26 protein-coding genes are annotated in these 26,832 nt (G+C 34.4%); 2 read left to right on the top strand and 24 right to left on the bottom strand.

The genetic code is table 11. The features are described from left to right. The 16 genes from CVS84_RS00130 to mqnP all read right to left on the bottom strand — a co-directional run bounded on the left by CVS84_RS00130 (position 1) and on the right by mqnP (position 11,677). Complete coding sequence (locus tag CVS84_RS00130) at positions 1-1,263, bottom strand: homoserine dehydrogenase (protein ID WP_107690687.1); 1,263 nt, start codon at positions 1,261-1,263, stop codon at positions 1-3. After that, positions 1,260-2,468, bottom strand: coding sequence for an LL-diaminopimelate aminotransferase (locus tag CVS84_RS00125; RefSeq protein ID WP_107690686.1), 1,209 nt, complete (start codon positions 2,466-2,468; stop codon positions 1,260-1,262). The genes CVS84_RS00130 and CVS84_RS00125 overlap by 4 nt, the downstream gene beginning before the upstream one ends. A 9-nt stretch (positions 2,469-2,477) precedes the next feature. After that, entirely contained in the window at positions 2,478-3,260 is a 783-nt protein-coding gene (locus tag CVS84_RS00120; protein ID WP_107690685.1) for a hypothetical protein, read from the bottom strand. Continuing rightward, positions 3,254-4,195, bottom strand: a complete 942-nt coding sequence (locus CVS84_RS00115; protein WP_107690684.1) for a phosphatidylglycerophosphate synthase — start codon at positions 4,193-4,195, stop codon at positions 3,254-3,256. The genes CVS84_RS00120 and CVS84_RS00115 overlap by 7 nt, the downstream gene beginning before the upstream one ends. Further along, complete coding sequence (rlmB, locus tag CVS84_RS00110; RefSeq protein WP_107690683.1) at positions 4,188-4,868, bottom strand: 23S rRNA (guanosine(2251)-2'-O)-methyltransferase RlmB; 681 nt, start codon at positions 4,866-4,868, stop codon at positions 4,188-4,190. Before rlmB ends, CVS84_RS00115 begins: the two co-directional genes overlap by 8 nt. Before the next feature lie 110 nt (positions 4,869-4,978). Next, on the bottom strand, positions 4,979-5,794 hold the full coding sequence (rsmI, locus tag CVS84_RS00105) for a 16S rRNA (cytidine(1402)-2'-O)-methyltransferase (protein WP_107690682.1): 816 nt from the start codon (positions 5,792-5,794) through the stop codon (positions 4,979-4,981). A gap of 3 nt (positions 5,795-5,797) precedes the next feature. After that, positions 5,798-5,998: a 50S ribosomal protein L31 gene (gene rpmE, locus CVS84_RS00100; RefSeq protein ID WP_002942443.1), complete on the bottom strand. Its 201-nt coding sequence runs from the start codon at positions 5,996-5,998 to the stop codon at positions 5,798-5,800. An 83-nt stretch (positions 5,999-6,081) separates the two neighbouring features. Next, a complete protein-coding gene (locus CVS84_RS00095; protein WP_107690681.1) occupies positions 6,082-6,738 on the bottom strand; it encodes a 16S rRNA (uracil(1498)-N(3))-methyltransferase in 657 nt (218 codons plus the stop codon). Then, positions 6,739-7,140, bottom strand: a complete 402-nt coding sequence (locus CVS84_RS00090; protein ID WP_107690680.1) for a hypothetical protein — start codon at positions 7,138-7,140, stop codon at positions 6,739-6,741. Continuing rightward, positions 7,137-7,340 carry a hypothetical protein gene (locus CVS84_RS00085; protein ID WP_087576526.1) on the bottom strand — a complete coding sequence of 68 codons (204 nt, stop codon included), beginning with the start codon at positions 7,338-7,340 and terminating at the stop codon, positions 7,137-7,139. The genes CVS84_RS00090 and CVS84_RS00085 overlap by 4 nt, the downstream gene beginning before the upstream one ends. Next, the gene (locus tag CVS84_RS00080; RefSeq protein ID WP_107690970.1) at positions 7,340-7,921 is read right to left on the bottom strand and encodes a 6-pyruvoyl trahydropterin synthase family protein; all 582 of its coding nucleotides are present in this window, start codon (positions 7,919-7,921) and stop codon (positions 7,340-7,342) included. The genes CVS84_RS00085 and CVS84_RS00080 overlap by 1 nt, the downstream gene beginning before the upstream one ends. Next, the gene (locus CVS84_RS00075; protein ID WP_107690679.1) at positions 7,921-8,676 is read right to left on the bottom strand and encodes a 7-carboxy-7-deazaguanine synthase QueE; all 756 of its coding nucleotides are present in this window, start codon (positions 8,674-8,676) and stop codon (positions 7,921-7,923) included. The genes CVS84_RS00080 and CVS84_RS00075 overlap by 1 nt, the downstream gene beginning before the upstream one ends. Next, a complete protein-coding gene (gene moaA / locus CVS84_RS00070; protein WP_072593973.1) occupies positions 8,676-9,644 on the bottom strand; it encodes a GTP 3',8-cyclase MoaA in 969 nt (322 codons plus the stop codon). The genes CVS84_RS00075 and moaA overlap by 1 nt, the downstream gene beginning before the upstream one ends. Positions 9,645-9,782: 138 nt before the next feature. Further along, positions 9,783-10,289 (bottom strand): DUF6115 domain-containing protein, encoded by a 507-nt coding sequence (locus tag CVS84_RS00065; RefSeq protein ID WP_107690678.1) that lies wholly within the window; start codon positions 10,287-10,289, stop codon positions 9,783-9,785. Positions 10,290-10,298: 9 nt separating this feature from the next. Beyond that, positions 10,299-10,820: a hypothetical protein gene (locus CVS84_RS00060; protein ID WP_107690677.1), complete on the bottom strand. Its 522-nt coding sequence runs from the start codon at positions 10,818-10,820 to the stop codon at positions 10,299-10,301. Continuing rightward, the gene (gene mqnP, locus CVS84_RS00055; protein ID WP_107690676.1) at positions 10,817-11,677 is read right to left on the bottom strand and encodes a menaquinone biosynthesis prenyltransferase MqnP; all 861 of its coding nucleotides are present in this window, start codon (positions 11,675-11,677) and stop codon (positions 10,817-10,819) included. The genes CVS84_RS00060 and mqnP overlap by 4 nt, the downstream gene beginning before the upstream one ends. 105 nt (positions 11,678-11,782) lie before the next feature. Between mqnP and CVS84_RS00050 the strand changes: the two genes are divergently transcribed. Together CVS84_RS00050 and miaA are read left to right on the top strand one after the other, a co-directional pair. Further along, positions 11,783-12,997: an FAD-dependent oxidoreductase gene (locus CVS84_RS00050; RefSeq protein WP_107690675.1), complete on the top strand. Its 1,215-nt coding sequence runs from the start codon at positions 11,783-11,785 to the stop codon at positions 12,995-12,997. A 2-nt stretch (positions 12,998-12,999) separates the two neighbouring features. Next, on the top strand, positions 13,000-13,875 hold the full coding sequence (gene miaA, locus CVS84_RS00045; protein WP_107690674.1) for a tRNA (adenosine(37)-N6)-dimethylallyltransferase MiaA: 876 nt from the start codon (positions 13,000-13,002) through the stop codon (positions 13,873-13,875). Positions 13,876-13,904: 29 nt separating this feature from the next. Here miaA and CVS84_RS00040 read toward each other — a convergent pair whose 3' ends face one another. The 8 genes from CVS84_RS00040 to CVS84_RS00005 form a co-directional block, all read right to left on the bottom strand. Continuing rightward, entirely contained in the window at positions 13,905-14,897 is a 993-nt protein-coding gene (locus CVS84_RS00040; RefSeq protein ID WP_054196048.1) for an iron-sulfur cluster assembly scaffold protein NifU, read from the bottom strand. Positions 14,898-14,914: 17 nt separating this feature from the next. Then, positions 14,915-16,105 carry a NifS family cysteine desulfurase gene (locus CVS84_RS00035; RefSeq protein WP_107690673.1) on the bottom strand — a complete coding sequence of 397 codons (1,191 nt, stop codon included), beginning with the start codon at positions 16,103-16,105 and terminating at the stop codon, positions 14,915-14,917. 414 nt (positions 16,106-16,519) lie between these two features. Further along, on the bottom strand, positions 16,520-17,878 hold the full coding sequence (locus tag CVS84_RS00030) for a thioredoxin reductase (protein WP_107690672.1): 1,359 nt from the start codon (positions 17,876-17,878) through the stop codon (positions 16,520-16,522). 3 nt (positions 17,879-17,881) lie between these two features. Beyond that, positions 17,882-21,553 carry a hypothetical protein gene (locus tag CVS84_RS09490; RefSeq protein ID WP_199906086.1) on the bottom strand — a complete coding sequence of 1,224 codons (3,672 nt, stop codon included), beginning with the start codon at positions 21,551-21,553 and terminating at the stop codon, positions 17,882-17,884. Positions 21,554-21,577: 24 nt separating this feature from the next. Next, positions 21,578-25,129 carry an Mbeg1-like protein gene (locus CVS84_RS00020; protein ID WP_159070055.1) on the bottom strand — a complete coding sequence of 1,184 codons (3,552 nt, stop codon included), beginning with the start codon at positions 25,127-25,129 and terminating at the stop codon, positions 21,578-21,580. Then, the gene (locus tag CVS84_RS00015) at positions 25,130-25,756 is read right to left on the bottom strand and encodes a tRNA 2-selenouridine synthase (protein WP_107690671.1); all 627 of its coding nucleotides are present in this window, start codon (positions 25,754-25,756) and stop codon (positions 25,130-25,132) included. Between the two features lie 147 nt (positions 25,757-25,903). Continuing rightward, positions 25,904-26,041, bottom strand: coding sequence for a diadenosine tetraphosphate hydrolase (locus CVS84_RS00010; RefSeq protein ID WP_107690670.1), 138 nt, complete (start codon positions 26,039-26,041; stop codon positions 25,904-25,906). Continuing rightward, positions 26,042-26,665: a tRNA 2-selenouridine synthase gene (locus tag CVS84_RS00005; protein ID WP_107690669.1), complete on the bottom strand. Its 624-nt coding sequence runs from the start codon at positions 26,663-26,665 to the stop codon at positions 26,042-26,044. Positions 26,666-26,832 lie beyond the last annotated feature (167 nt).

The following is a 26,832-nucleotide window of genomic DNA, read 5'->3' as shown; positions in this document are numbered from 1 at the left end:
CTACTCCTCGATCCTCATCATAAATGGCTCTTCTTTTATATACTCTTGCTCTTTTAAAATTTCAATTGTTCTTCTTACATCAGCCTCAAGACTCGTATGTGTCGTAAAAAACAATACCGCAAATTCGCTCTCATCTTTTGGTTTTTGAAGTATGCTATCAATCGATAAGTTATTTTCGCTCATTAAATTTGTAATCTTTGCTAGCACACCCATTTTATCCTCGACTTTTAACCTAAAGTAGTACTTCGTCTTTATCCTGTCGCGGTCAAGTAGCTCAAGCGTATTTAATTCAAAAGGTGCTTTATATCCAAGCATTGGCGATTTGCTATCTCTTGCGATGTCGATAAGATCGCTGATCACCGCGCTTGCCGTTGCATCGCCACCAGCTCCAGGTCCATAGTACATCGTCTCGCCAACGACCTCGCCAACGACACTGATCGCATTTGTCACACCACTTGCCTTTGCTATCATTTTATTTTGCGGTACAAGTGCTGGATGTACGCGTAGCTCGATTTTACCCTCGCTTTTTTTGGCAATTGCTAGAAGTTTTATTGAGTATTCGAAATCTTTTGCGAAAAATATGTCTTCTGGCGTGATGCCTTGAATCCCTTCGATCAAGATATCCTCTGGATCGCCATGCACACCGTATGCGATGCTTGCCAGTATAAGAAGCTTATGAGCCGTATCAAAGCCTCCCACATCAAAAGTAGGATCAGCCTCAGCGTATCCTAGCTCTTGAGCCTTTTTAAGAGCGTCTTTAAAATTTGAACCCTCATCCATCATCGAGGTTAGGATAAAGTTACTAGTTCCGTTAAGTATGCCATTTATACTAACGATGTGATTTGCGCTTAAGCCTTCCCTTAAAGCTCTAATGATCGGCACGCCCCCAGCCACGCTTGCTTCAAAGCCAAATGGTATATTTTTGGCTAAATTTTGCAAAGCATATCTGTGATAGGCAAGAAGTGCTTTGTTTGCAGTGACGACTGCTTTTTTGCGTTTTAAAATTTCGCTCACCACTCTAAAAGGCTCTTCCACACCACCCATAAGTTCGACAAAAACGTCGATATCATCGCGGTTTATAACGCTATTTATATCGTTAGTTAAAGGGATACCAGCATCTCTTTTTTTATTTAAATTTCTGACCACTCCAACGACTGGCACTATCTCCTCGCCACTTCTTGCTGCGATTAGCTTTTTATTTTTTAGTAAAATTTTAGCAACTGACTCGCCAACGGTTCCAACGCCCAATATCGCTACATTCATTCAAATTCTTTCAAATATTTTTTTATATTTCTTGCTGCTTGTCTTATTCTATTTTCATTTTCGATAAGAGCTAGACGCACATAGTCGTTTCCGCCCTCGCCAAAACCAATACCCGGACTAACTGCGACTGATGCCTTTGTAAGAAGCTGCTTTGAAAACTCAAGGCTGCCCAGATGACTAACTTTTGGTGGTAGTTTCGCCCAGATAAACATACTAGAACTTGGCTTTTTAAGCTCCCAGCCAGCCTGGACAAAGGCCTCTATCATCACATCTCTTCTTTTTTCATAAATTTGGCGTATCTCTTCAACACAGCTTTGATCGCCATCAAGTGCAACTGTGGCAGCCACCTGGATCGGCGTAAACATACCGTAATCAACCCACGATTTTATCTTTTTAAGTGCTGCACAAAGTCTTCTATTTCCACACATAAAGCCAACTCTCCAGCCAGCCATATTATAGCTTTTTGAAAGAGTATAGCACTCGACTGCGACATCTTTTGCGCCATCGACCTCAAAGATGCTTGGCGTTTTGTAGCCATCAAAGGTAAGATCAGCGTAGGCGATGTCAGATATGACGTAAAATCTCTCTTGTTTTGCGATGCTTACAAGGCGCTCGTAAAAGCTCTTTTGCACAGTCACAGTCGTTGGATTGTGAGGAAAATTTACGACTACATATTTTGGCTTTGGTGAGCTAGCGTGTATAGTTTGGATCAAATTTTCAAAAAATTTATTTTCATCTAACTCAAATTTATCATTATAGTGAAGTGGCATCTTTGCGACACTTCCGCCAGCAAATAAAAACGCTTGCGTGTGTATTGGATAAGCAGGATCAGGCACGATAGCCACATCGCCTGGGTTTATCACGGCTTGAGCTAGGTGAACAAAACCCTCTTTACTACCCATCGTGGCGACTGCTTCGGTATCTGGGTCTAAATTTACGCCGTATTTTCTCTTATACCAGTTGCAAATAGCAAGGCGGAGCTTGTAAATTCCAGCACTGGCTGAGTAGCCGTGAGTCTTGTCCTTTTGTGCGCTTTCACATAGTTTATCGACAATGTGCTGTGGCGTTCTGCCCTCAGGATTACCCATAGAAAAGTCGATGATGTCCTCGCCAGCTCTTCGTGCAGCCATTTTTATTGCATTTACTTCGGCAAAAACGTAGTTTGGCAAACGCTCAATTGTATTAAATCTTATCTCATCAAACACTGCTTACTCCTATTTTATAAGCTTGATAATTATCTCATTTTTTATATTATTTATATCAACATTGTCGCTAATTAATGCGTATTTTGCGCCTATTGCTAAATTTATAGAAACGGCGGTTTTTGCTTGCTCCTCTTTTATAGAGTCAATCTGATTTAAATTTTTATCATAAATTCTAACAAGTGGCATCCATCTATTTGACTCTTTTGACGCGATATCCAGACTACTTGCACCCTCAACATCAACAAAATAAGTACCACCGCTTTTTAAAAGTGGAGTCTCTTCGTCAAAATTTACCTTTGTAGCCTTAAGGATCATATTCTGAGCATCTAAAAATATCTCTAAATTCCCATCAACCCTATCAAATCCTAAAATTCTAAAACCGCTTTGACTAAGTGCTAAGCTTAATAAACTTGGATCTATTCCACCATTTTTTATGGCTGAAATTCCATAAGAAATTTGATCTCCATTTTTTAAAGAATTTATCCTTGAAATACTTATGTTGGCATCATCCAGAGTTGAATTTATTGATTTTACAAATAATGTAGAAGGAACCTTTTGCTCGCTTATAAATTTTAAATTCAAACTATTTGAGCCAAATGAAATGCTATCGTAACTTGAGTTTTGTTTTAATCTTGATACTAGCTCATTGACATTGAGTGAGCCATTTTGGTCTAAATTTTCTAAAGAAATTTGCACATTTTCAACATTGCTTAAAGCACTTGCACTAGTTTGTAAGCTAAAAGCATAGGCAAATACACTAAAAGCGGTGAAAATCGCTATTTTTCTTACCAAGATTTGCCCTTGTTAAGTTCTACAAACTCATCATAGCTCACAAATTTCATCTCTCCATTTTCTACTAAAAATCTAGCTGGACGGCTTGGATTGTATTTTGTCACCTTATCGCCGATCTTTAGCTCAATGTTGCCATTTCCACAAACCACAAGCTGTCTTTGGTCTAAATTTATATTTATGCTTTTACTTGTGTCGTTTGATACTTTTTGACCATTTTCAAGATTAATTATCCCTATCCAGACACGTTGTTTTGGTGTAATAACCGCCTCATTTAGTGGCTTTGTAATGTTTTGCTCTATCTTAGGAGCTGGCTGAGCTGCCATGCTTGGCTTCACAGCATTTTGCTCCATGTTTGCAGGACTTGTTGTCACATTTTGCTCAACTGGAGCTGAAATTTTCAAGTTTGATGCGTTTGCCTCTATTTTAGGGCTATTTTGAGAGATGGTGATATTTGTATCGATGATATTTTTCTTCACCTCATTTACTATGCTTGACTGCGAATAGCTCACGCTTTTATTCTCATCATTTAAAAATGATAAAAAATTCTCGATATATTTGTAAGCATCAAAATGATATGCCCCACCAGCGATAATAGCTAAAATGATGAGCCAAAATAAAAATCCAGCACCGCCACTACCGCTTTGTTTTTGTATGGTAATATCTTTTGGAGTGTAAGAAGAAATTTTTGGAGTAACTTTAGTTTTGTGACTCTCATCTGGAGTATTTTCTTGCATAAAGGCATCATATTCAGCTAGCAACTCGCTCAAATCAACATCATATTCACGTTGTAAAATTTTGGCATAGCCTCTAATATTTAAACGTGATAATTTTTCAAAATTTTTATCAAAAATATATTGTAAAAATGTAGGCTCAATATGCGTTTTACGTGAAATTTCCTTTATACCTATCTCTTTTAAATTTTCAATCTCATTCATCTATCATCCTGTCACAAATTATTGCAAAAGCTGCACTTACATTTAAGGAGTCCCAGCCCTCTTTTAACTTTATACCAATACACTCATCACACTTCGCTAGAGCCTTTTGCGGTATGCCTTCGCCCTCTGAGCCCATCACCAAAGCTCTTTTACCAGCAAACTTCATCTCTTTTACGTTTTTGCCATCACTTGCTGTTGCATAAATTTTAAAACCAAATTGCTTTAGTTCATTTAATAAACTAAGTCCGTCTTCAAAAATCGCTATTGGTATCTCATAGGCAGCGCCACTACTTGATCTTAAAACGCCTTGCATATTTATACTTTTTGCCACTATCACAAGGCCTTCGCAGCCTAGAGCATAGGCACTTCTAGCAATAGCACCGATATTGCCAACATCGCTTATACCGTAAAGAATGGCGATAAAATTTAGCTTTTTAAGCTCAGCAATGTCTGAAAATTCAAACTCACTAACATTTGCTAAAAAACCTTGATGGTTTCCACCGCGAGCTAAAGACTGTGCTTTTTGATTATCCACGCGAATGATCTTTTTGCCTGTGCCACAAATTTTAGAGAAGAGTTTTTTGTCACACTCTTTTGAGAGATATATCTCTTCTAATATCTGTGGTCGCTTGTTCAAAATATGTAAAAATAGTTGTTTTCCGTATATTATCATGGTAACTTATGGTAGCTAAAGTCAATTAAAATTTAACTTATTTTTGTATGTAACTAGAGTAAATTTTACACTTTCGTTTTAGTGTCACTAGTAGTTTTGTAGCCTATAATTTAAGCTTTCGTAAGCTCATCATATATCTTTTTTACATCTTCTCCAGTTATTTTATTAAGCAATTTTGCTTTTACTTTTGGAGCAAGATCAAGCGAAAGTATCTCATCTTTTGTGATATTTTGAGTGGCTGTTTTGTCACTTTTTGAGATGACGACTGTCCACTCTCCACTTAAATTTGCTTTTTCTAAAATTTGGACTAAATTTTTGGCTCTATCCTTAAATTTAGTCTCAAATTTTTTGGTGGCCTCTTTTATAGCAAAAATTTCTCTCTCAGGTTCTAAATTTGCGATGCTTTGCACCAAGCTTAATATACGTTTTGGGCTTTCATAGATCACGGCTGGATAGGCTAAATTTAAAGCATTTTGTATAGCCAAAGACCTATCTCTGCCAGTATTTGGCAAAAAGCCTAAAAAGACAAATTCCTTATCGCAAAGTCCGCTTGCAACTACACTTAAAAGTGCAGCATTTGCTCCACTTAAAATTTCATATTCAATGTTATTTTTTTGAGCATATCTTACTAGGCTAACACCTGGATCGCTGATACCTGGCATACCAGCATCGCTCATGTAGGCTACATTTCTGCTAAAAAAATTATCACTTAAATTTGTGAAAAAGTCATCTTCGTTATGAGTATGAAGCGGGATAAAATTTGAGATATTTATATTTGCGTCAAAGCGTTCATTTAGCAAGTTTATAAGACTTTTGCAGACTCTTGTATCTTCGCAGATAGCTATCTCGCATTCACGCAAAATTCTAATCGCACGAAGCGAGATATCTTCTAAATTTCCTATTGGAGTAGGAATAAAGTAGAGCAAGGCTTATTTTTGAGCGTATTTTTTCTTAAATTTCTCAACACGGCCAGCACTGTCAACTATCTTTTCGCTGCCTGTGAAAAATGGGTGGCACTTGTCACAAATGTCAATTCTGATTTCGCTTTTGTTTGACTTTGTTTTAAAAGTGTTTCCGCAAGCACAAGTTACAGTGCAATCTACGTATTCTGGATGGATATCTTTTTTCATCATTTTTCCTTTATTATTTTTGGGCTAATTATCTACATTAAAAGTTGCTGATTATATAAAAAGAAATCTAAAAATCAAATAAATTAAGCCAGGAATTTTGCAGCCACTGAGATAACCGCGGTCTGTGATCTTAAAATGTTTTTAGTATTTAGGCAGTAGCTATTTTTAAATTTAGCTGTCTCATCCTCGCTAAATCCACCCTCTGGACCGATTATTAAAAGCTCGTCATCTTTTTTTTCATTTAAGCTTTTACCACCAAAATTTATAGCTGAGACATTTTTATAAACACTCATTAGCTCGTCCAAATTTTTATAAATTTCAAACTTCATTAGTGAAGTTCGTCCGCACTGCTCGCAAGAGAGAGCATTTATGTAGTTTAGCCTTTCAATATCTATCTTAAAATTTGCTTGAGAAAATTTAGTATAGACAAAAGCTATTTTACCAACGCCAAGTTCGTTTAAAAATGGCAATGTCTTTTCGACCGTCTTTGGATCGACGATAGCCCAAGCGATCGTAAAGTCGAATTTTTGCTCACCATTTGAGCTGGCAAAAATAAGGCTTAAGCTCGCACTTCGCCTATCAATCTCATCAATTTCATAAATATACTCTTTAAAGTCTCGTAAATTTCTAACACTTATTCGCTCACCAGCTTGCATTCTTCTAGCTTTTAGGTGCAAAAAAGCTTCATTTACTATCTTTAAGTTTTCATTACCTGCATTTTTATCATATAAAAATTTCATCTAAATCCCTGCAACTAAGACTAAAATAAGATCACAAAAACCCTTAATAAGGGCGAATTTTTTAAATTTTTCTAAGTCGCCATTAGCTGCATAAATTTTTAATCTTTTAAAACCTATGGCACTAAGTGCGATTAAAGTTATTAAGATAATTAACATTTTTATGGCATTAAATTTAAACTCATATCCATAATATGCCCATAAAATAAGTCCGGTTAGCACAAGAAAACTAAGTAGCATATGATAAATCGGTAAAAAATATCTTATACGAAGCACATAATTTTTACTATTGCTGCTAAACTGAGTAAGTATTAAATAAAGTATATTACAGGCAACTAGTGCATAAAAAAATATCACATGAAAAGGCAAAGTGTATGCAAAAAGCGAGGAGAGATGTTCGTTCATTTCTTATCTTTAGAAGGCTCGTTCTCTTCGACGACTGGCTCAGGTGGAAGTTGTTCATCGATTGTGACATTTGCGTCTGGTTGGGCTATGGTCACGTCACTCGGCACTGGCTCGCTAATATCATTTTTAGCCTCATCTTTATCTCCACAACCCGCAAATAGACCAGCTATAAATAAAAAAGAAGTTATAATTTTTTTCATCAAACGTCCTTTGGAATTTCTATTTTTAATCTATTTTTCATTTTCTCGAATAAATTTTTATCTTCCCACTCTTCTATGATAGCATCTGAAAATTTTATCTCATCTAGCTTTATCTCGCCCATTTGCGAATTTACGGCGTCCTCTTTAAAGCACTGTGCATAGCCAGTATCAGTCTCATGCACGATAATGCTATGAAGCTTCACTTCACGCTCACCGTTATTCATCACGCTAAGTTCAAGCAGTCGCTCTATCATAACAAAAAATATGCGGCAAAACTGCTCTGCACTTGGATTTAGCGGGATCTCGATCCATCTTGCCGAGTGCTTTTTTAGATCATTTTTATACTCATCATTATCGCCTGAAAATATTGTCGTAGCGTGATCAAAACTATCAATGATCGTTTTTATGTTTTGCTTCATTAAACCAAAATCATAAACCATGCCGGCGTTATCAAGAAAATTTGAACTAAGTAAAATTTCAGCCACATAGCTGTGTCCGTGGATGCTAGTCCTGCAACGTTTTGAGCTACAAAATCTCACAATATGTGCATTTTCAAATCTAAAAAGCTTTCTAATAATCATCAAACACCCTCTTTATCACTCCAAAGCCTAATGTGAATGCGTTCCGAATAGTTAAACCCATACTTTATGGCAAATTCTGCCGTCTTTAAAGCATTTTTACTAAGCCCTGCTCTATCTGCACCCATCGCCATGCACCAAACTGGCAAATTCACTTTGTTTTTTATATTCATAATCTCATGTAGCTCACTATCGTCGCAACAAGATAGCACAAATTTTAAAAAGCTGCTTTTTGCATTATTTTTAATAGCCAAAATGGCATCTAAATTTATGCGTTTTTGCTCGTTAATTCCACTATTTGCTAGCTTTACACCGAGTGCAAAATGGCAATTTCTATAAATTGCAAATTTATCAAAATCAACAAAGATAGTGCCATTTGTCTCAAAATGCACCTCGTAGTCTACAAGCAAATTTTTTACCAAATTTATAAAATTTTCATTTTTGTGCCAAATGAGTGGTTCGCCGCCTGTTAAAACAATGATAGGTTTTTGCTTTAGGCCTTTGCAAAGCCCATCAACTAAGCTTAAAATTTCATCTGCGTTGTATGTTTTGTGATCAAAATGCCCTTTAAAAACAGCCCTTATACTATCGCATCCTAGTAGGCTTTCACCGGTTTTTAAAGACTTTGTTTGCACGCCAAAGCCAGAACAGTTTAGGTTGCAACCTAAAAAGCGTAAAAATATGGCGAGCCTGCCTTGGTAAGCTCCCTCGCCTTGAATACTTAAAAACGCCTCAACTAGCTCTAGCTCTTTGCTCATCAACCACCAGTTTGATAAAAGGCACGCGAAGAGGTTTCATTGCTAGCACCTATTGCCCATTTGTTCTCTTTTGGCTTATTGGCTAGCACTTGCCTTAAAATTTCACTTGCAGCTACGATATCACCTTTTTCAACCGCTTTTTTGATGCTAAGAGCCTCTTCAAAGTAAAGGCAAGGTATCAAAAGTCCCTCGGCACTTAGTCTGATGCGGTTACAACTCTCGCAAAAGTCGTGCTTGTGTGGATCTATGATGCCAAATTTATAACCATCATCAAGCCTATAAATAGACGCAGGCGCATTTGGCAGTTTTCCATCTTTCGTGACATTATATTTTTGTGAGATGATTTTTAAAATTTCATCGCTACTTAGCCCTTTTAGATCATCTTTAGCGTGTGAATTTTCCATATACTCAATAAATCTGATCTGAGAATCTCTAAATTTAGCAAACTCGAGCAAATTTATAAGCTCATCATCATTTACACCTTTTAGTGCGACAGTATTGATTTTTACCTTTAATCCAGCATCATGAGCTGCTTCAAAGCCAGCTAAAACTTCGTGCAAGACACTTTTTTGTGCGATAAATTTAGCCTTTTGCTCATTTAGCGTATCAAGCGACATATTTATGCGCTTTAGTCCAGCGTCTTTTAGCCTTTTGGCAAAGTGCGAAAGCATATAGCCATTTGTAGTAAGTGCTAGATCGATGTCTGGATTATAATCACTTATCATCTTTATAAAAACGTCTAAATCTTTACGTACAAGCGGTTCACCACCAGTGATTCTTATCTTTTTTATGCCTTCATCAATAGCCACTTTTACAAATAAAAATAGCTCCTCAAAGGTTAATAAATTCTCTCTTGGCGTCCAGCTAAATGGCGTTGTAGGCATACAATACCTACACCTAAAGTTGCAACGCTGAGTTACAGAAATCCTTAAATAATCAACAACCCGACCATATTTATCGATTAGCATAAAGCACCTTCTTAAGCTTGGTTAGAGCTTTTTATAATTTTTTCAATTATATGTTAAAAGATTTAAATCAAAATAAAAATTTAAGCCAATTTTTGTAGTCTAAGAGTAGATTAGTCTTTTTAAAATTAGCCTCTAAATTTAGGCTAATTTATGAAATTTAAGCACAAACTCGACTCGTCCCATTCCAACATGAAGGTCCTTTGCGATCATCGCTGCACTTTTTCCGTCTTTAAACATTTTTAAAATTTGCTCTTCTTCATTGATGACGCTTGGTGCGATTTTATTAATATCTCTTGTTCGCTCTTCAAGACTAACTATCCTATCTTTTTGCTCTGTTGCAAAATCATCAATTACTCGCTCGATGCTCTTAATCGCACGAATTATTGGCACAATCTTCTCATTTATTTGCAAATCAATATTTTCTTTTATCTGTTTTTTAAGTGGCTCATATTGTTCACTATTTTTAAACGCCTCACCCTCAAGCATTGAAATTTGCTTTTTTAGATTGAAATTTTCTTGCATAACGCTTTCTATCGCTCGCTCAAATCTCGCAAATTTTTTATTTGCCTCACTATCTTTTATCAACATTAAAGCTACTATTATCGCCAAAACGATACCAAAGCCTAAAAAAATATAAATTTCCATATTTTTCCTTTACGAATTCGCTCTCATTTCTCTTATCATTACACGCTCTCTAGCTGTTACGTAAGCGTTCCAGTCGGATTCATCCTCTTCGTGCATATTTTCTATCTTTGCTAAGTTTTCACTAACAGCTCTTAAATAAAGACTCAAATTTCTCTTTGGAAAGATAGGCATAGCAATCCTTGCGTAGTAAATTTCATCTTTTATAAATTTTTCTTCGCTTATTTTTATATATGTAAAGCCGATTTCTTCGATACTCGTCCTCTCTTTTAGTGGCAAATATTGCTTATGTTCGTTTTTAATGTAATCACTCAGAACATCGACTTTTCTGTGAAGCTCAATTAGTAAAGTTAATAAAACTTGATCGCTCTCTTTGGTTTCGCCACGTGATTTAGCTCGTTTTAGCCAAGCGCCAAGCGCGTCCTCTTCGCCCGGCAAGATAGAGTCAAACTCTCTTTTAAATTTCTCACTCCCATCTTTATCGGACTCAAATTCCATATCAAGAGGTGCTTTAAACAGCTTAATCTCGCTCATAATACGCTAATCCAAACAAAGATAAAAAATAAAATTCCCAAATAGCCATTTAACGTAAAAAATGCTCTATCTATCTTGCTAAAATCGCGTCTTACGATCCTATGCTCAAAAAATAAAATAACGCCACTTACTAAAATTCCAAAAAATGCCATCGCTCCAAGTCCAGCTGCCCAAGCAAAAAGTAGCCAAAATATAAAAGCTAAAGCGTGAAAAATGGCCGATAAAAAAAGCGTAGCCTTGTCGCCATAAATAGCTGGTATGCTAAAGAGCTTATTTTCTTTATCAAATTTCATATCTTGAAGCGAGTAAAGCAAGTCAAATCCAGCTACCCAAAATGTCACACCAAGGCAAAGTAACACGCTCCAAAGCGGTATAGCAGCACTCACTGCGACCACACCAGCGATAGGAGCAAGACCTAGGCTAAGACCAAGCACCAGGTGTGCTAGCTCGCTAAAGCGTTTAAATAGCGAATATCCACCAAGAACAGCTAAAATAGGAAAACTTAGCCAAAATGCGAGCGAATTTATAAAATAAGCGCATACAATAAAAATAAACGCATTTGCCACGATGAAAAGCTGCATATTGCTCCTGCCGATACGACCATCAACGCTTGGGCGGCTTGCAGTTCGCGGATTTAGCTTATCGATATCTTCATCTTTATATCTATTAAAAGCCATAGCAAAATTTCTAGCACTAACAGCGCAAAAAGTACCTAAGATAAGCAGTTTTAAGCCAAACCAAGCCGAGCCACTTTCTATCTTACTAGCAACTATCATCGCAACAAAAATAAAAGGCAGAGCAAAAACAGAATGCTTAAAAACGATAAGTTCAGCAATAACTTTTAATTTTTCTATCATTTGATAAATTTCCATTTTCTTTAAAAATGGTTGATTTTACACCATTTTGCTTTAAATTTGAATTTATATTATCATTACAAGATTAATTTAAAACAAAGGGTTATTATGGGCAAAGTAGCGATTATTGGAGATAGTTTTAGTGCGTTATTTACGGCTTACGAATTAGCTAAAAAAGGTGAAGAAATTTTAATTATTAGCAGCCAAAAAGATGATTTTACAAATGGAATTTTAGTACCCTTTGGCACACACGCTCTTGCAAAAGATGGAGCAATATCTAGCTCGTTTATGGGGCTAGTTAGCAAAAAAAGTGAGCTTGATATAAGTATTTGCTTAAATGAAAATTTTAGAGCTTGGATGACAAATTTTACACTTAAATCAACCAAAGCTCACGACAAAAAGATGCAAATTTTGTTTTCAAAATTTGGCAAGAAAAGCTTTGAAATTTTAAGAGATTTAAGCAACAAATATCCGCAGATAAATTTCGATGAGAGCGGCGTTTATCTACTTTTTAGCAATGACGAAAGCTTTAAAAAAAAGCTTAATGAGACAAAGGTTGCCCATAGCGAGCAAGAGATTTTAAGTATAGATAAAGAGCTTGCAAATTTTGGGCTAATAAATAAAAACATAAAAGGCGCTATAAATTTAGCCAACAACGCAAGTATTGATACAAATGAGCTAAAAAAAGCTTTGATAAATGAGCTAAATTCTCTTGGGGTAAAATTTATAAATGATGAAATTTATGAGCTAAAAACGCAAGGGCAAATAGTGCAAAAAGCTACCGGCAATAACGGCGAATATGAGGCTGATAGCTTTGTGATCGCTTCAAAAAATTTAGAACTTTCAAATAAACTAGGCACGAGCTTAAATGCGATTTTGGCTAAATTTTATACTATTGATCTTAGTCTGAATGAAGGGCAAATCCCTAAAAAACCAATCATTTTAAATGATCTATTTGCCAAAATTTATCCAACTAAAAATGGCGTTACGATTATTACAAATTTACAAGTCGGTGCTATCGATACGCTTGTTAAAACTGAAAAGATTAATGCATTTTTAAATGAGCTAAAGATACATCTTGGTATAAGCGAGCTAAAAGAGCCTAGTTTTAGGGCAAACTACGTGCTTCTTAGCTCAAACGATAAGCCGGCTCTTGGACGCGATAACATATATAGTAACTTGATCTATAGCCAAGCTTATGGACTAAATGAGCTTAGCTTTGCTCCGTATTTTGCCGGTGTTTTGGCAAGTCTTATAAAAGATGGCAAAAATAACGAGGAAAATGATGAAATTTTACTCTTTAGCTCGTTTTACGAGGGCTAGACTTGTTTAAAGAATTTGCAATAATTGGCACCACGGCAAGCGGCAAGAGCGATCTTGCATTTGAGCTTGCAAAGGAGCTTAACGGCGTCATCTTAAGCCTTGATTCGCTTACACTTTATAAAGAGATAGATATCGCCAGTGCAAAGCCAAATAAAGAGCAGCTTGAAACTATAAAGCACTTTGGTGTAGATGAAATTTATCCTGATGAAGAATTTAGCGTTGGGGCATTTTTTGAAATTTATAAAAATGCAAAGGAATTTGCGCGCTTACAAGACTGTCCACTCATCATCACAGGAGGCAGCGGCTTTTATCTAAAATCAATGCTTAGCGGACTTGCGCCAGATGTGCCAAAATGTGAGCTAAATTTAAGCAATGAAGAAATTTATGAGCTAGCTGTAAAAATCGATCCTGAGTTTGCAAGTAAATTTAGTCAAAATGACTCTTATCGCCTCGAAAAGTGGTATCAAATTTATAAATTTAGTAGCCAAATTCCAAGCATTTGGCTAAGAGAAAATACTAAAGAGAGCATCATAAAAGAGCTAGCGATATTTGAAATTTTATGGGACAAAGATGAGCTTAGAACTCGCATCGCAAAGCGAACGAAAAATATGCTAGATGAGGGCTTGATAGATGAGGCGAAGTTTTTATTTGACAAGTATAAAAGCGAGCCAAAGCCATTAAAATCAATAGGTCTAAAAGAGTGCAAGCAGTTTTTGGAGGGTGAAATTTCAAAAAGCGAGCTAGAAACGCTTATCGCCACGCACACAGCCCAGCTTGCTAAGCGTCAGAGAACCTTTAACCGATCGCAGTTTGAGAAGAAATTTGTGGGCGATTTGAATCAAATTAGAAGTGAAATTTTAAAATTCTTAAGAGAATAAAAACTAGCCCACAAGGGCTAGTTGATAAATCAAATAGGCATAACCCTAATTTTTGGGCTTAAGCTCTCTTGCAAGACATTTTCAATCGCGTAAAGAGTGCCAGTTGAGCCACTCGCACAGCCTGAGCAAGCACCAAGATAGCGGATATAAATATCAGTATTTTCGCCGTTATCATTTCTGATATCTAAAATTTCTAAATTTCCGCCATCCATCTCGAGCATTGGGCGAATTTCTTTATCTATGACAGACTCGACTGCTTTTAACTGCCCTACCATCGTCATATTTTCAAAGCTAATGTCACCTAAAGTGTGATTTGCTTGAGCATTTGCCTGAGCTTCGATCTTCTCACGCTCCATCTCAGCCCTAGTATCACGCAAAATATCCACCAAATAATATTCTCTTTTTTCATGACCACCAGGCTTTACACAAGACTTGCAAAACGCACCAGCTTTGGTGTATTGCGTGATCTCCTCTACTGTGTGAAGGTCATTTAGTCTTATCACTTCTTTAATCGTACCAAGGCTTACCCTAGCGCACTCGCAAACGATGATCTCATCTTCAAAATGCTCTGGGTCTATGCCTTTATAGCTTGCAGCTGCTGCTTTTATAACATCATACGCCATAACTGAGCAGTGCATCTTTTGGGGTGGAACTGCTGGCGTTTCTGGATTGTCGCGCATAGCCTTTTCGACATCAAGGTTTGTGATCTTGACTGCTTCATCAACTGTTTTGCCGATACAAAGCTCAGCCATCGTATCAGAGCTAGCTATCGCTGTGCCACAGCCAAAGCTTTTAAATTTAGCATCTATTATTTTATCTGTCTTTTCATCAACAAGCCAGTATAGCCTAACCGCATCACCGCAGCTTTCTGCACCAAAGTCGGCCACAATAAGCTTTGCGTTTGCCTTTTTAGCATCTTCTTCGGTTATCTCTCCCATAAATTTAGGATTATTCATCCTGTCTTGCACTACCTTAGAATACTCATCCCAGATAGAGCCTCCGATCAAATTATTCTTTGCCATGTTATTTCCTTTAAATTTTATAATCCACTCTTATGCCATTCTGGGGCGTAGGCAAATGTACTAGAGATACCTCTTAGTCTATTTACTGCTTTTGTTATGTGCTCGATCGCATAATCAATCTCTTCTTCTGTATTAAATCTAGAAAGAGACAATCTAAGTGCGGTGTGAGCCAGCTCTTTATCTGCCCCTATGGCCTCCATTATTGGGTTACTCTCTAATGTTTCACTTGCACATGCTGAGCCAGTTGAAGCTGCGATACCAGCTTTGTTTAGATCCCAAAGCATCGCTTCGCCTTCAACGCCTTTTATAGAAGCCAAAATGGTATTTGGCACACGTTGTTCTTTTTTTCCTACAACGCTAACGTCAGGAATTTGTAAAATTGCATCTTCAAGCTTATCACGCAAACGGCGAACATGAGAGTGCTCATAATCCATAAATTTATTTGCCAGTTCAAGTGCTTTACCCATGCCGATGATACCAGGAACATCGAGCGTGCCACTTCTGCGTCCACCCATGTGCTCACCACCATGAAGTAAGCTACTTAGTGGCATGCTATTTTTTATAAATAGTGCTCCAACACCCTTTGGTCCGTGAAATTTATGCGCAGAAAAGCTTAAAAAATCAACATTAAGGTCTTGAACATTTATCTTTATCTTACCAACTGCTTGAACCGCATCCGTGTGGAATAAAGCTCCATATTCATGAGCAATACTAGCAAGCTCTTTTATAGGAAAGATCATGCCAGTTTCGTTATTTGCACTCATTATAGAAACAAGTACTACATTCTCATCCATTACAGCTCTTAACTGTTCTGGAGTGACTATGCCATCGTTATTTACATCTAAAACAGTAAGCTCTACGCCATATTTTTCTAAAAATTTACAAGTCGCCAAAATAGCTGGATGCTCAACTGCGGTTGTTACGATACGCTTTTTCTCGCCAGTTGCTATTTTGTCAAAGTAGATACCTTTTACTACCCAGTTGTTGCTCTCAGTCGCGCATGAAGTAACAACGATATCATCGCTATCTTTTGCGTTTAGTCCGGTGTAGAGTTGATCTAGCGCTGTTCTTAAAGCTGGATGTGTTTCAGAGCCAAATTTATGAAGCGAATTTGGATTGCCGTATTTTTCACAAAAATATGGCTTCATAAGCTCAAAAGCTTCAGGATCAACCATTGTTGTAGCGTTATTGTCTAAATATACTCTCAAATTTAAAACCTTAATTAGGATAAAAAATATCCTTTTTATTTTTGATGGGATATTATAACAAAAAAGTTAAAAGCAAGTTTAAAAATACGCTTTAATTTTTTCAAAATTTAGCTCATTTTGATATTAAAATATATTGAAATTCTTTATCAGAATTTGTATAGATCGCTATTTGCGATTTTTCTTATAAAAAAGTCTAATTATCTCTTAAAATTAATTTATTTTTTTAAGTTAATAGTGTGATAAATATATTGCCTGCGTGCATTACCTTTTTATAGTTTTCTTCTAGTTTTTCATATGAGGTTTTATAAAGTTCTATTAGGTCGGTTACCATATAGATGCCTATGTCTTTGATTGTAGTGGCTTAATATATTTATATTTGGCCCCGTTTGGAGCCATAGATATTAAATTTATTATTTAATCCTTTATATTATGCTCTTTTGCATAGCTTAATATCTTTTGCCTGAGATCTTCAGGAAAACTTTCTCTATACATCACTGGTGTTAGAGGGTTTAGCTTTTTATCTAATTTACCAGCCTCATATAGTCTTGTTAGCTCTTCTGGTGTGTTATAGTATGGTGCATTAGGATAACCTTCAGGTGGAGTTAGAGACATTATTTTGGCTTCTAGGAGGGTGGAGTCGATGTAGAGACTTAAATCGCGATCGTCCCATGTGTTTGGAAAAGCATACTCATCAAATTTATCTTGGTAAAATTTCATTTCTTTATTTACATAGCTCACAAATTCTTCCCTTGTAGTCTCGTTTGCATCAAAGTCTCTAGGGTCTAGTAGTTTTCCTTCATCTTCTACTAATTTTCTTAAATGTCTATGAATTGAACCAGAAGTATTTTGCGCTACCCCACCCCTATTAAAATCCATCACGAAATAGCTTCCTACTATCTCATCAAGATAGGGCATCATGCCATATTCATCTAGTGGGGGATTTTTATATAGTTTAAGAATTTTTTCGTAGGTGTCTAAATTTTTATTTACTCCAACTGTATATGTATAGTATTTAAAGCAATCTGCTAATACATGTAATGCTTCTACTTCTCCTAGTTGGGCTGCTAAAAATACTGCTTGAAATTCTCTTGCTTTAAATCCACCTTCATTTCCATTGCCTAGTGATTCACTATCTCCTAATACTCCAGCACAAATTCCCCACTCTCCTATAAATAGTTCTGATTTAAGTGTATTTTTATTTCTATCTACTTCATCATAAATTTCAGTGTATTCAGGCTTTGTTAGTTTGCCATTGCTATCTACTCTACCTATAGCATCTTCTGGGATATCTACCATAGTGCATTTTAGATTGCTTCTTTTTACTAGATAGATATATCTATCTCTTTTATCTTTTAGACTTTCATAATAAGCTTTTTCTGTTTTAGTCCAAGGGGCTATCTTGTTTGAACTTGATTTATAGCTAATATCTAGCCAAGGCTTAAATGATAGATAGTCTGTTTGACCTAGAGAATTTGGTTTAGGATTATAGTGTAGTGGTTTATAGTCTTTATATGGAGATGAGTCTAGGATGGAGCGGGAGTCTAGGACTAGTTTAGCTGCAAGATCTGGAGCTAGCTGTCTATTACTATCATGCTTTGCAACTATTAAATTTGTATTTTTATCAAATTTTACCTCTCTACCGTTAAGTGCTATAACCGTATACGTATTAGTATTATCCATTAAATTTCCTTTATCTTGTAATTTTCCTTTGCTTATTACTGCTACTACTATGACCGCTAAAAGAGTTATGATGATAAATATGATCTTCTTCATAGCTTATCCTATATATAGACCATCTTCCATTATTATGGTAGTAGCTAGGCGACCTATTAGGCGAGGAGGAATTACCTTGTCTCCCTTGTCCTCGTTGTTTATCTTACACCCCACATACATACCCTTTACATTGTTGTTTCCTATTACATCTAATGCCTTTAGTAGTCTTCTTGATTTATTATCTACTTCACATACATTGGTATTTAAATTTCCATTTTTAAAGTCTTCTAGTATCTCCATAGCTTCGTTGTATTTGTCTATTGGTAGGGCTTGTTTTGAGGTGCTTTTATTTGCTTTATACATCTCATAAATTTCATCTCTTTGCTTTATATCTATTGAGTTTGATGGACTTATTGTTAGCAATGTTTTAACTCCTTGTAGCATAAGCTCTTTTGGTGAATATGCTAGTTTTTTATTTCTTTTGTTAAGGTTATTAAAGAACTCTTCATCAGTTTTATTATCTGTTCTTAGCTCATCTAGGCATAGATAAGATATCATAGTATCTAGACTTATATCTTTAGATAGATTAGAGTCTAGTTTGTTTGTAGTGGTATTTATATCATAGTAGAAGAAGTTATGATAGTCTAGTCCTCCACTAGATAGTCTTCCTCCTATAATAGTTCTTTTTAGATCTATATTTATAAAAGATGAGTATATCTCTATAGGGTAGTAGGTATATTCACTTGTTTTATTTGAATAAGGTTCATAAGATATATTCTTAACAGCATAGGTATCATTAAATTTATTTGTGAAATACTTATGAAGTATTAGTTCATAAGATCTTTTTTGTTGTTCGTAGTTGTTGATGAAAAAACTATCTACTAAAAAGCCAAATCCAGCTTGTATTAAAGTTTCTGCATAAGTTTTTAAGCTATTTTTTAAAAAATTTTTACCAGCACTTATAGCTATTTGTCTTTTTACATTTATGCCTACTTCAAATTCATCTATCCATTGTTTTGTTTTTTTTATGCTGTGTTTGGATTTTTTTTTGTTATCTACATATATATAGAGAAGTTGGTTGCCTTTTACTTTGACCACTCCAGCAAATGCTGTTTGTTTGATTTTTTTCAAGGCTTTTTTGTTGTTTTCGTGAACTAGTTTTGCAACTGGCGCTTCGCCTAGCATACTAAATACTTTTAGTTCTCCTATTAGCTCCATAAAAATATTCTTAAAGATATTGCCTTTACCACCTGAGAACACAGCGTCAATTACTTTTTTCATTATATCGTCAGACTTGTCTATGAAAAAGCCATAAAATGGAAATATATCATATAGGGCATCATCTAATGTTGATGTTAAAGATAGATCTATAGTATATTTATACTCATCATCGTCTATCTGTTTAATATACTTTTCAAAATTCTTATCATCTATGCTTTCTCCGTCTATGCCGGTAGAATTTTTAAGAAGCTCTTTTAGCTCATTATAGGAGTCATCGTCTAGTATATTTTCACCATTTCTTACATGGCTTTGCTCTATTTTTTCTACTATCTCTTCTATGCAGATAGCATCTTGTTCTTTTTTTGCTTCTTTTGTTTGCTTGAAGAAGTAAATAGGCACAATAGCATTATTTTCTTGTATATAATATGTATTTTCGTAAAGAACATTAAGTGTTTCACCAAATATCTCTAGTGTCTCATAGTTTGATGAAAGATATGAAAATTTTAATCCTTTTTGCTTAATAATAGAGCTATCAAATATCTGCCTTATGACATAATAGCCCATCACTAGAAGAAATATTTTTGTAGCAGGGTAGTAATAATGTGTCCTTATAGAAACTTGATTGTAAGATTCATCAGCTATTGCTTCAAAACTCTCCATCCCTTCATTAGGCATTTTAAAGTATTGGTTTAAAAAATAAGCCACTTTATCATGTTTCAAGTTTGAATTTAAGCCTGAAAAGAAAATTTCAAATTCCTTTATATTGGCTTTTAAAAATTCCTCTTCATTATTAACTATCTCTTCCATATCTTTGGCGTTTTTAAAGTGTCTATTTATGCGACCTAGATATAAATTTGCCTCATTAAATTTTTTGTATTTTGCGTTAAAAGTGGTGTTTAAAACCTCTACTGATTTTGCGTCACTTCCATGAAAATTTTTGACACCTTTCATATATGAGTTATACTCCTCTATATCCTTTTCAAATTTTGCAAGCCTAGAGTTAATAACTCTCGTAAAAGGGCTTAAACTTAAAAGATAAAGGTCTTCATCGTTTTTGGCACCTATTTGTATAGAGTACTGACTATAGTCTTTTACATTGCCTACATTTTTGGGATCAACTATCTTTTTACCGCTAACTCTGTTTATACTATCTTCTATCTTATAGCTTAAGATGTTTTGTATAAGGTGCTCGTTTAGCTTTGCATTTAGCCTTATGGGGGCGTTTGAGACGACAAGATAGTTTTTAGAGATGCCGCTACTATTATTTGTATTGTGAGTATTGTCTTTTGTTGTTAGGGATTTGTCTTTTAGGAGATTTGCAAATTTGAAAGAGTTAAAAAATGGATATTGCATATAGACAAAATTTGCTCTATTTGCGATCACGCACTCTTCTATCCTTTTAAGTAAGCTCTCTTCGCTATTGTTCTTGTCGTTTTTACATATAGATATATTTTTAGACTTGTCTACATTTTCATTTTTGCTTACTCTAGCGTCAAATAAGCTTTGCTCATCGCCCTCTAAAATAAAATCAGAACAAATACCAATATACTCATCATAATTGCTCTTGGCTTTAGTGGCTGTTATATCAAAGCATGAAAAATCTATAAATTTTCCACTTTTTTGATCGTTATTTGTAAAAACCAATATATTATTAAACGACACTGTATTTAATAGACCTAGTATAAAGCCAAATTTAGTAGCTAGCAAGCTAGCGGCTGGACCAGAAAACGCGTAAAAGCCCCTTTTGTTTAAAAAGTCAATTATATTTGTAGTAGTAGTTATCGCCTCTGGAGCTGCCAGCAATAAAGCTAGCGGCTTAAATGATCCTTTTATATCGCTTATGTCGACAAGATTGATTAGAAATTTTGTGATCTCTTTTAAAATATATTTATTGCCATCATCTGAAGCTTTTTTGAGATTTTCTTTTATATTTTTAAAGCTCTCTTCTATGGCTTTTACGGTTTCATCTCTTTTATCAAAATTTTCACGACTTAGTATTGTATTGGTTTTGTTGATTAGCGAATTTTTTAGCTTATCTAATATAGCCTCAAAATTTGTCTCTATATTTTTATAGTTAGATACCAACTGGCTAGATGCATCGTCAAAATTTTTAATCTTATTGTCTTTGCTTCTACCATTATTTGCAAGTTCTATTAGCTCTTTTACGAATTCTGCTATTACATCTTGTTCTTTACTAAGAACCTCTACATCTATATCAATATCTTTGATTGTTATCTTATTGGTTGTGTTAACAGCTTTTTCGCTTTTAAATAAATTTGACTTTTCTAAATACTTATATGTTTTTATAAGCACATTTTTATTGGCTTTCTTGTGATTGTATAGCCTCGCGATTGTCTTGTTATATAAAGCATCTCCATTTAATATATTGGTATCATGAAAATGGTTTAAATCGCGACAATAAAATGTTATGTTTTGATATTTGTCAGCAAAAACATCAAATGCGTCAAGCAAGTCTTCTATACTTCTAATAATTTTTGTATTATCTAATCTCAAGAACGATCCCTCTCTTTAAATTTATCAACTAACAAGCATTACAAAGCTAGTTGTGTTTATGTCATTTGTATAGCCACTATCTAGCCCTTTAGCTATCTCAAGCTCTATGCTTTTAGCTCCAGTTGGAGACATAAAAACATAAGTGTAAGTACGTCTATTCTTTTCTATATTAGAACTATTAAATTCATCTAAACTGGCAAAAAAGCCTACCCCACTTTCCGGGCTATTTGCCTTTTTGTAGTTCTCTTTATCAAGAGAGCTAAAATTCTTTGGAACTACAAATATCAAATTCAGTTTATCCACTCCATATCTTAGTTTAAATTCTTTGATGTCATAACGCTTATCGTCATAATTATCCGCTAAAAGAGCCTTTAAATTCTTATCCTCTACGTCTCTTCCCTCGTCTAAATTGAGTTTGATCTTGCTAAAGCCATTTTTATCTTCAAATTTTTTATCAAATAGATAATAGGTAGTTACCAAAAGATTATCTATTTGAGAAGCAAAAGCTTTTATATGAAGTCTGATCAATGGCTTATTTAAATTTGGATTTTGTACGGCAAGGTTATTATTCTCAAACATAGGATTACTTAAACTATGCTCTAGTTTTAGTTTATTCTCTTTTTTTATGCACCTTAGCGAAGAACCGGTGTTGCTTAGGCAGTTTGGCACTAGATCTTGCATTACAGCGTAGTGATCATTCATGCTTTTTAGACTAAGTGCTGATCTTGGTACATAAGCTACTATGACGCATGGGGTCCTAGCAGAGCAGCCTACTATTGGTGAGTTTATAAAATCAACATCAAGTATCACGCCTTGATCGTCTGATCTTATACTCCTGCCCGCTCTACTTTTTAAGATCACATGACCGCCATGTGGGCAAATGATAGTGTCGTCTTCTATGACAGGGCATGAAGTTGCAGTGGATGAAATTTCTTTAGATTGATTATCTTTTTGTAAATTTTGCCTTTGATTTAAATTTGAAAGAGCCTCTTTGGTCTTTTTGCTCATTGGTTTTAGATTGATATTTAGACTCTTATTTAGTAGTGAATAATTTAATATATTTGCTTGAGAATTTCTATAAGCAACATTTAGCCTTCCTATATCTTTATCCTCATCTCTTGGCTGATGAGTAAAATTTAGAGGGATATTCTCATCACTATTATATTTTTCGTCTTTAAAATAAAGTGGATAATCCTCCTCTTCATTAGCTTTAGACAAAAGAGCAGAGTTTAGATATATTCTTTGATTCATATTTTTACTATCTAGCTTAAATATCTCCTTTAATACCTCAACATCGACTATACTTTTATCCACTGCACTTACACTAAGGGTATCGTTGTTTTTATAAAAGATACTTCCCACGCTCTCATTCATAAGAGCTTTTATATCATCGGTTGCTACTTTATTATTGTAAGCTACATCATCATTATTTTGAGCGGATTTATTATTAGCTATTACTATGGCTTCATCGCTAGAGCTTATGTCCTTAGAGTCTATGCTAGCTAAAAAATTTTCATTTTCTTTTAGCTTTACTAGATCCGCGTATTTTAGATTTATTATGCTCTTTAGCATATCTATTCTATCTTTTACGAAGATGCTAGCCTCTGCTATATCCACTCTATTATCTCGTAGTATCGTTATATTTTTATAGATATTTTTGCTATAAGAGAAATATTTGCCAATTTCATTTACATCTATCTTTTTTTCAAATACAAATAAATTCAAAGCACAAATTGCCACTAGCATATCTATATCGCCAGCTCTAGCATCACTTACTATCTTTGTCGCATCTAGTTTATCTAGATCATCTATATCTAGTATCTTTACTAGATGTGCCTCTTTGTTGCTATTTTTATCTATGATGCTGCCTAAATTTTCTATTATATACCCGACCATATCTTGCTTAAAATTTTCATCACCAAATTTGCCATATTCGTAAAAGAGATTTAAATAAGCATAAAAGATATATAAAGGCGTATCTAGCATAGAAGCATCGCTTATATCATCTATATTTACATTCAAATTTAACTTCGATCTTATGCATTTTAGTTTAAATTTAAGCGACTGGATATATTCATTTAGATAATCAAGTGCTTCAGCTATATCTTTACCCTCTATCTTGGCTTCATTTTCTTTGTTTTCCAAGAGATAACACAACATATATAAAACCAAAACGCTCTCTTTTAAAAAGTGAGATCTAATCAATATATTCACCAAGTGCCTATTCTCAGTATTTTCATACTTTACTTCGCCAGTTGTATCTATGCCTAGCTTATAGCCTAGATCAGATATTACTGAAAATGTAGGTTCTATCAAAACAGCCACATCTTTCGAAAAGCTATCTTCATCTCTATTGATACTTTGTTTAACGCTCTCTATGTGATGTATCTCTATGTCTATATCTTTTTCTTTGCTAGCTTTATTTATATTAGAGCTAACCTTTTTATCTGCAAGAGTCTTTTGAGCCTGTTCATTATTTTTAACCACATCTACATATTCGTCTACGCTGCTCTTATCATCTTTAAAGCCAAACATACCTTTTATCTTGTTAAAGACTGAGCCTACCATCTTTCCTATAAAGCCATCTTTGTCTATGACCCTTGCTATCCATCTTGCACCTTTTGCTATGGCTTTGGCTACAAAGCTAAGAAGCCTTAAGCTCCAAGTAAAAGCTGAAGCTAATATGCCACCATAAATTCCTGGAGCGTTATAGGTATAAAGTTCTTTTACTCCGCTATCTTTAAAAGTTACTGCATATATTTGAGCTAGATGACCACCTAATGAGTGACCTGATAGGATGATGTCTTTGGCGGTGTTATCTAAACCACTTAAGTTTTGACTATGAGAATTTATAGCTTCTTGCATAGAGGACTGAAGTGATTTTAAGGCAGATATTTGCATAAGCGCTCTTGATGTGATAGCCATAAAGGCATCATCTAAGAGATCGTTTATTTTCATCTCTGTTCCTCTAAAGCCTATTATATAGTTTGACTTAAGCGTATCATAAAATATAGTTGAGCTAAAACCTGATTTTTGATTAGGTATGTGCTTTACTAGCTCATAGCGATTAACAAAAAGTTTTGTGCGAGGGGAGAGGGATTCAGTGGTGTAGAAAATTTTAGGATTAGCTTTATTACCATTTTTATCAGCTGGAGTTGTAATAAATCTTTTAACATTATTTTCTAATTTTTTTGGTTTTTCATTTTCTTCGCTATTGGGATCTTTTACAAATTTATCTGCCATAAATCTAGCTTCTATACAAAGGGCATAAGCAGTAGGGTCACCTAGTTTACAATTATTTAGCCTTGATTGTTTGGTTTGATTGCTTTCTGTTATCTTATCTCCTAAATGTATATTGTCAGAATATCTCCAAATAGGCTTTTTCTTTTCATCTTCTCTATAAGAATTTACAATATTTTCAGGGACATTATCTTTACCAAATTTATCATAAAGCTCATCAAGTCCATTTCTTTCATTCTCAAATACATTATGGAGCATTGCATAACTTGCATCAGCTATATCAATATAGTCTTTAAAGCAATTTATTAGCTCTTTATTTGATTTTTTTGTTTGCACTTACTTGTCCTTGTTTGCTTTTATAAATTTATTGTTTATTAGAATGAATTTGTTTCCACCTGGTATAAAAATTCTCTCTTCATCTTTAAATCTAATTCCCATTCCTTCATCTCCAAATAAGCCATATTTGGTTTTATAGTATGTATAAGACATTGATAATTCAATAGGCACTATTTGATTATTATCTTCATAGAAGCCCACTAATATTGGTCTATTTGGTGACTTCTTATAATTATCACTACCCATAAGCTCTTTTATTTTATTTATATACTTTTCAGGAATTTCTGCTTTTTTACCAGTATCTCTTTCATAATCTAGCCAACTAGTATAATATTTTTTACCATTTGAGAGGGTTTGAGGATATTTCTCATCAAAGCCTTTTAAATTCTTTCTCATTTCAGCATCGGTCGTAGAAGCATTTATTATTTTTAGTTCTGCTTCTCTTCTTAACTTTTCTTTAATTTCTATCTCTTTCTCAAATTTCTCATCAAATATATATACTCCACCATATTGTTTAGCCAAGTTTTCTAGTTCAGAGTTACTTATCTTTTTATTTGCTTGATTAGCTGAGCAAGCTATTAAAAATATACTTGTTAGAAGTAAGAGTGTTATAGCTAGAAATTTCATTGATTATCCTTTTATGTTTGAAATTTTAGTTTGGATATTTTATTGTTATTGTATTTATAATATTATTAATTTATTATGTGCTGTTTGGGGTTTATTAAAATTTATTATGCAGATAAAAGTTTATTTCAAGTATTTTTATAGCTTACTTCATTTATCATAAAGCTCATCAAGTCCATTTCTTTCATTCTCAAATACATTATGAAGCATTGCATAACTTGCATCAGATATATCAATATAGTCTTTAAAGCAATTTATTAGCTCTTTATTTGATTTTTTTGTTTGCACTTACTTGTCCTTGTTTGCTTTTATGAATTTGTTGTTTGTTAGAATGAATCTATCTTTACTAGTTCTTGTTACAAAATTTTGTTTACTTAATTTAAAACCCCTTCCTTCGTTACCATATAAGCCATAGCTGGTCTTTACATATGTATAAGATACTCTTACAGTTACAGGTATAGCCATATCTTTGTCTTCATATAGATAAAGCATTAGCAATTCTGGTCTTTGTTTGCTAAAATCATCTCCGATAAATTCTTTTATCTTATTTATATAAACTTCTGGTACTTTGGCTTCTTTGCCAGTTTGGTTTTCATAATCTATCCAACGAGTGTAGTATTTTTTACCATTTGAGAGGGTTTGAGGATATTTCTCGTCAAAGCCTTTTAAATTCTTTCTCATTTCAGCATCGGTCGTAGAAGCATTTATTATTTTTAGTTCTGCTTCCCTTCTTATCTTTTCTTTAATTTCTACCTCTTTCTCAAATTTCTCATCAAATATATATACTCCACCATATTGTTTAGCTAAGTTTTCTAATTCAGAGTTACTTATCTTTTTGTTTGCTTGATTAGCTGAGCAAGCTATTAAGAATATACTTGTTAGAAGTAGTAATATAAATGCGGTAAATTTCATAAATAAATTTTTAAAATAAATAATCAAAAATCTAAGAATTTGTGAGGGGGTAAAGAAAATGAGAGTGAAAAAATTTAGCGCACATTTTTTGAAAGCCCCTAAAATAGGCTCTTAAAAGGCTCTCACTCTCAGTTGTAATGCAAGAATTCAGCTAAGACAAAAAATCC

The sequence above is a fragment of the Campylobacter concisus genome (genome assembly GCF_003048575.1).
Lineage (GTDB): Bacteria > Campylobacterota > Campylobacteria > Campylobacterales > Campylobacteraceae > Campylobacter_A > Campylobacter_A concisus_U.
Note: the sequence above shows the minus strand (reverse complement) of the source record. Positions and strands in the feature narration are given on the sequence as shown.

What these genes read in the sequence shown, in the direction of transcription:
- CVS84_RS00130 (WP_107690687.1), bottom strand. Translation starts at nt 1,263, where the DNA reads ATGAATGTAGCGATATTGGGCGTTGGAACCGTTGGCGAGTCAGTTGCT.
- CVS84_RS00115 (WP_107690684.1), bottom strand. Translation starts at nt 4,195, where the DNA reads ATGAATGAGATTGAAAATTTAAAAGAGATAGGTATAAAGGAAATTTCA.
- rlmB (WP_107690683.1), bottom strand. Translation starts at nt 4,868, where the DNA reads ATGATAATATACGGAAAACAACTATTTTTACATATTTTGAACAAGCGA.
- rpmE (WP_002942443.1), bottom strand. Translation starts at nt 5,998, where the DNA reads ATGAAAAAAGATATCCATCCAGAATACGTAGATTGCACTGTAACTTGT.
- CVS84_RS00095 (WP_107690681.1), bottom strand. Translation starts at nt 6,738, where the DNA reads ATGAAATTTTTATATGATAAAAATGCAGGTAATGAAAACTTAAAGATA.
- CVS84_RS00090 (WP_107690680.1), bottom strand. Translation starts at nt 7,140, where the DNA reads ATGAACGAACATCTCTCCTCGCTTTTTGCATACACTTTGCCTTTTCAT.
- CVS84_RS00085 (WP_087576526.1), bottom strand. Translation starts at nt 7,340, where the DNA reads ATGAAAAAAATTATAACTTCTTTTTTATTTATAGCTGGTCTATTTGCG.
- CVS84_RS00080 (WP_107690970.1), bottom strand. Translation starts at nt 7,921, where the DNA reads ATGATTATTAGAAAGCTTTTTAGATTTGAAAATGCACATATTGTGAGA.
- CVS84_RS00075 (WP_107690679.1), bottom strand. Translation starts at nt 8,676, where the DNA reads ATGAGCAAAGAGCTAGAGCTAGTTGAGGCGTTTTTAAGTATTCAAGGC.
- moaA (WP_072593973.1), bottom strand. Translation starts at nt 9,644, where the DNA reads ATGCTAATCGATAAATATGGTCGGGTTGTTGATTATTTAAGGATTTCT.
- CVS84_RS00065 (WP_107690678.1), bottom strand. Translation starts at nt 10,289, where the DNA reads ATGGAAATTTATATTTTTTTAGGCTTTGGTATCGTTTTGGCGATAATA.
- CVS84_RS00060 (WP_107690677.1), bottom strand. Translation starts at nt 10,820, where the DNA reads ATGAGCGAGATTAAGCTGTTTAAAGCACCTCTTGATATGGAATTTGAG.
- mqnP (WP_107690676.1), bottom strand. Translation starts at nt 11,677, where the DNA reads ATGATAGAAAAATTAAAAGTTATTGCTGAACTTATCGTTTTTAAGCAT.
- CVS84_RS00050 (WP_107690675.1), top strand. Translation starts at nt 11,783, where the DNA reads ATGGGCAAAGTAGCGATTATTGGAGATAGTTTTAGTGCGTTATTTACG.
- CVS84_RS00040 (WP_054196048.1), bottom strand. Translation starts at nt 14,897, where the DNA reads ATGGCAAAGAATAATTTGATCGGAGGCTCTATCTGGGATGAGTATTCT.
- CVS84_RS00030 (WP_107690672.1), bottom strand. Translation starts at nt 17,878, where the DNA reads ATGAAGAAGATCATATTTATCATCATAACTCTTTTAGCGGTCATAGTA.
- CVS84_RS00015 (WP_107690671.1), bottom strand. Translation starts at nt 25,756, where the DNA reads ATGAAATTTCTAGCTATAACACTCTTACTTCTAACAAGTATATTTTTA.
- CVS84_RS00005 (WP_107690669.1), bottom strand. Translation starts at nt 26,665, where the DNA reads ATGAAATTTACCGCATTTATATTACTACTTCTAACAAGTATATTCTTA.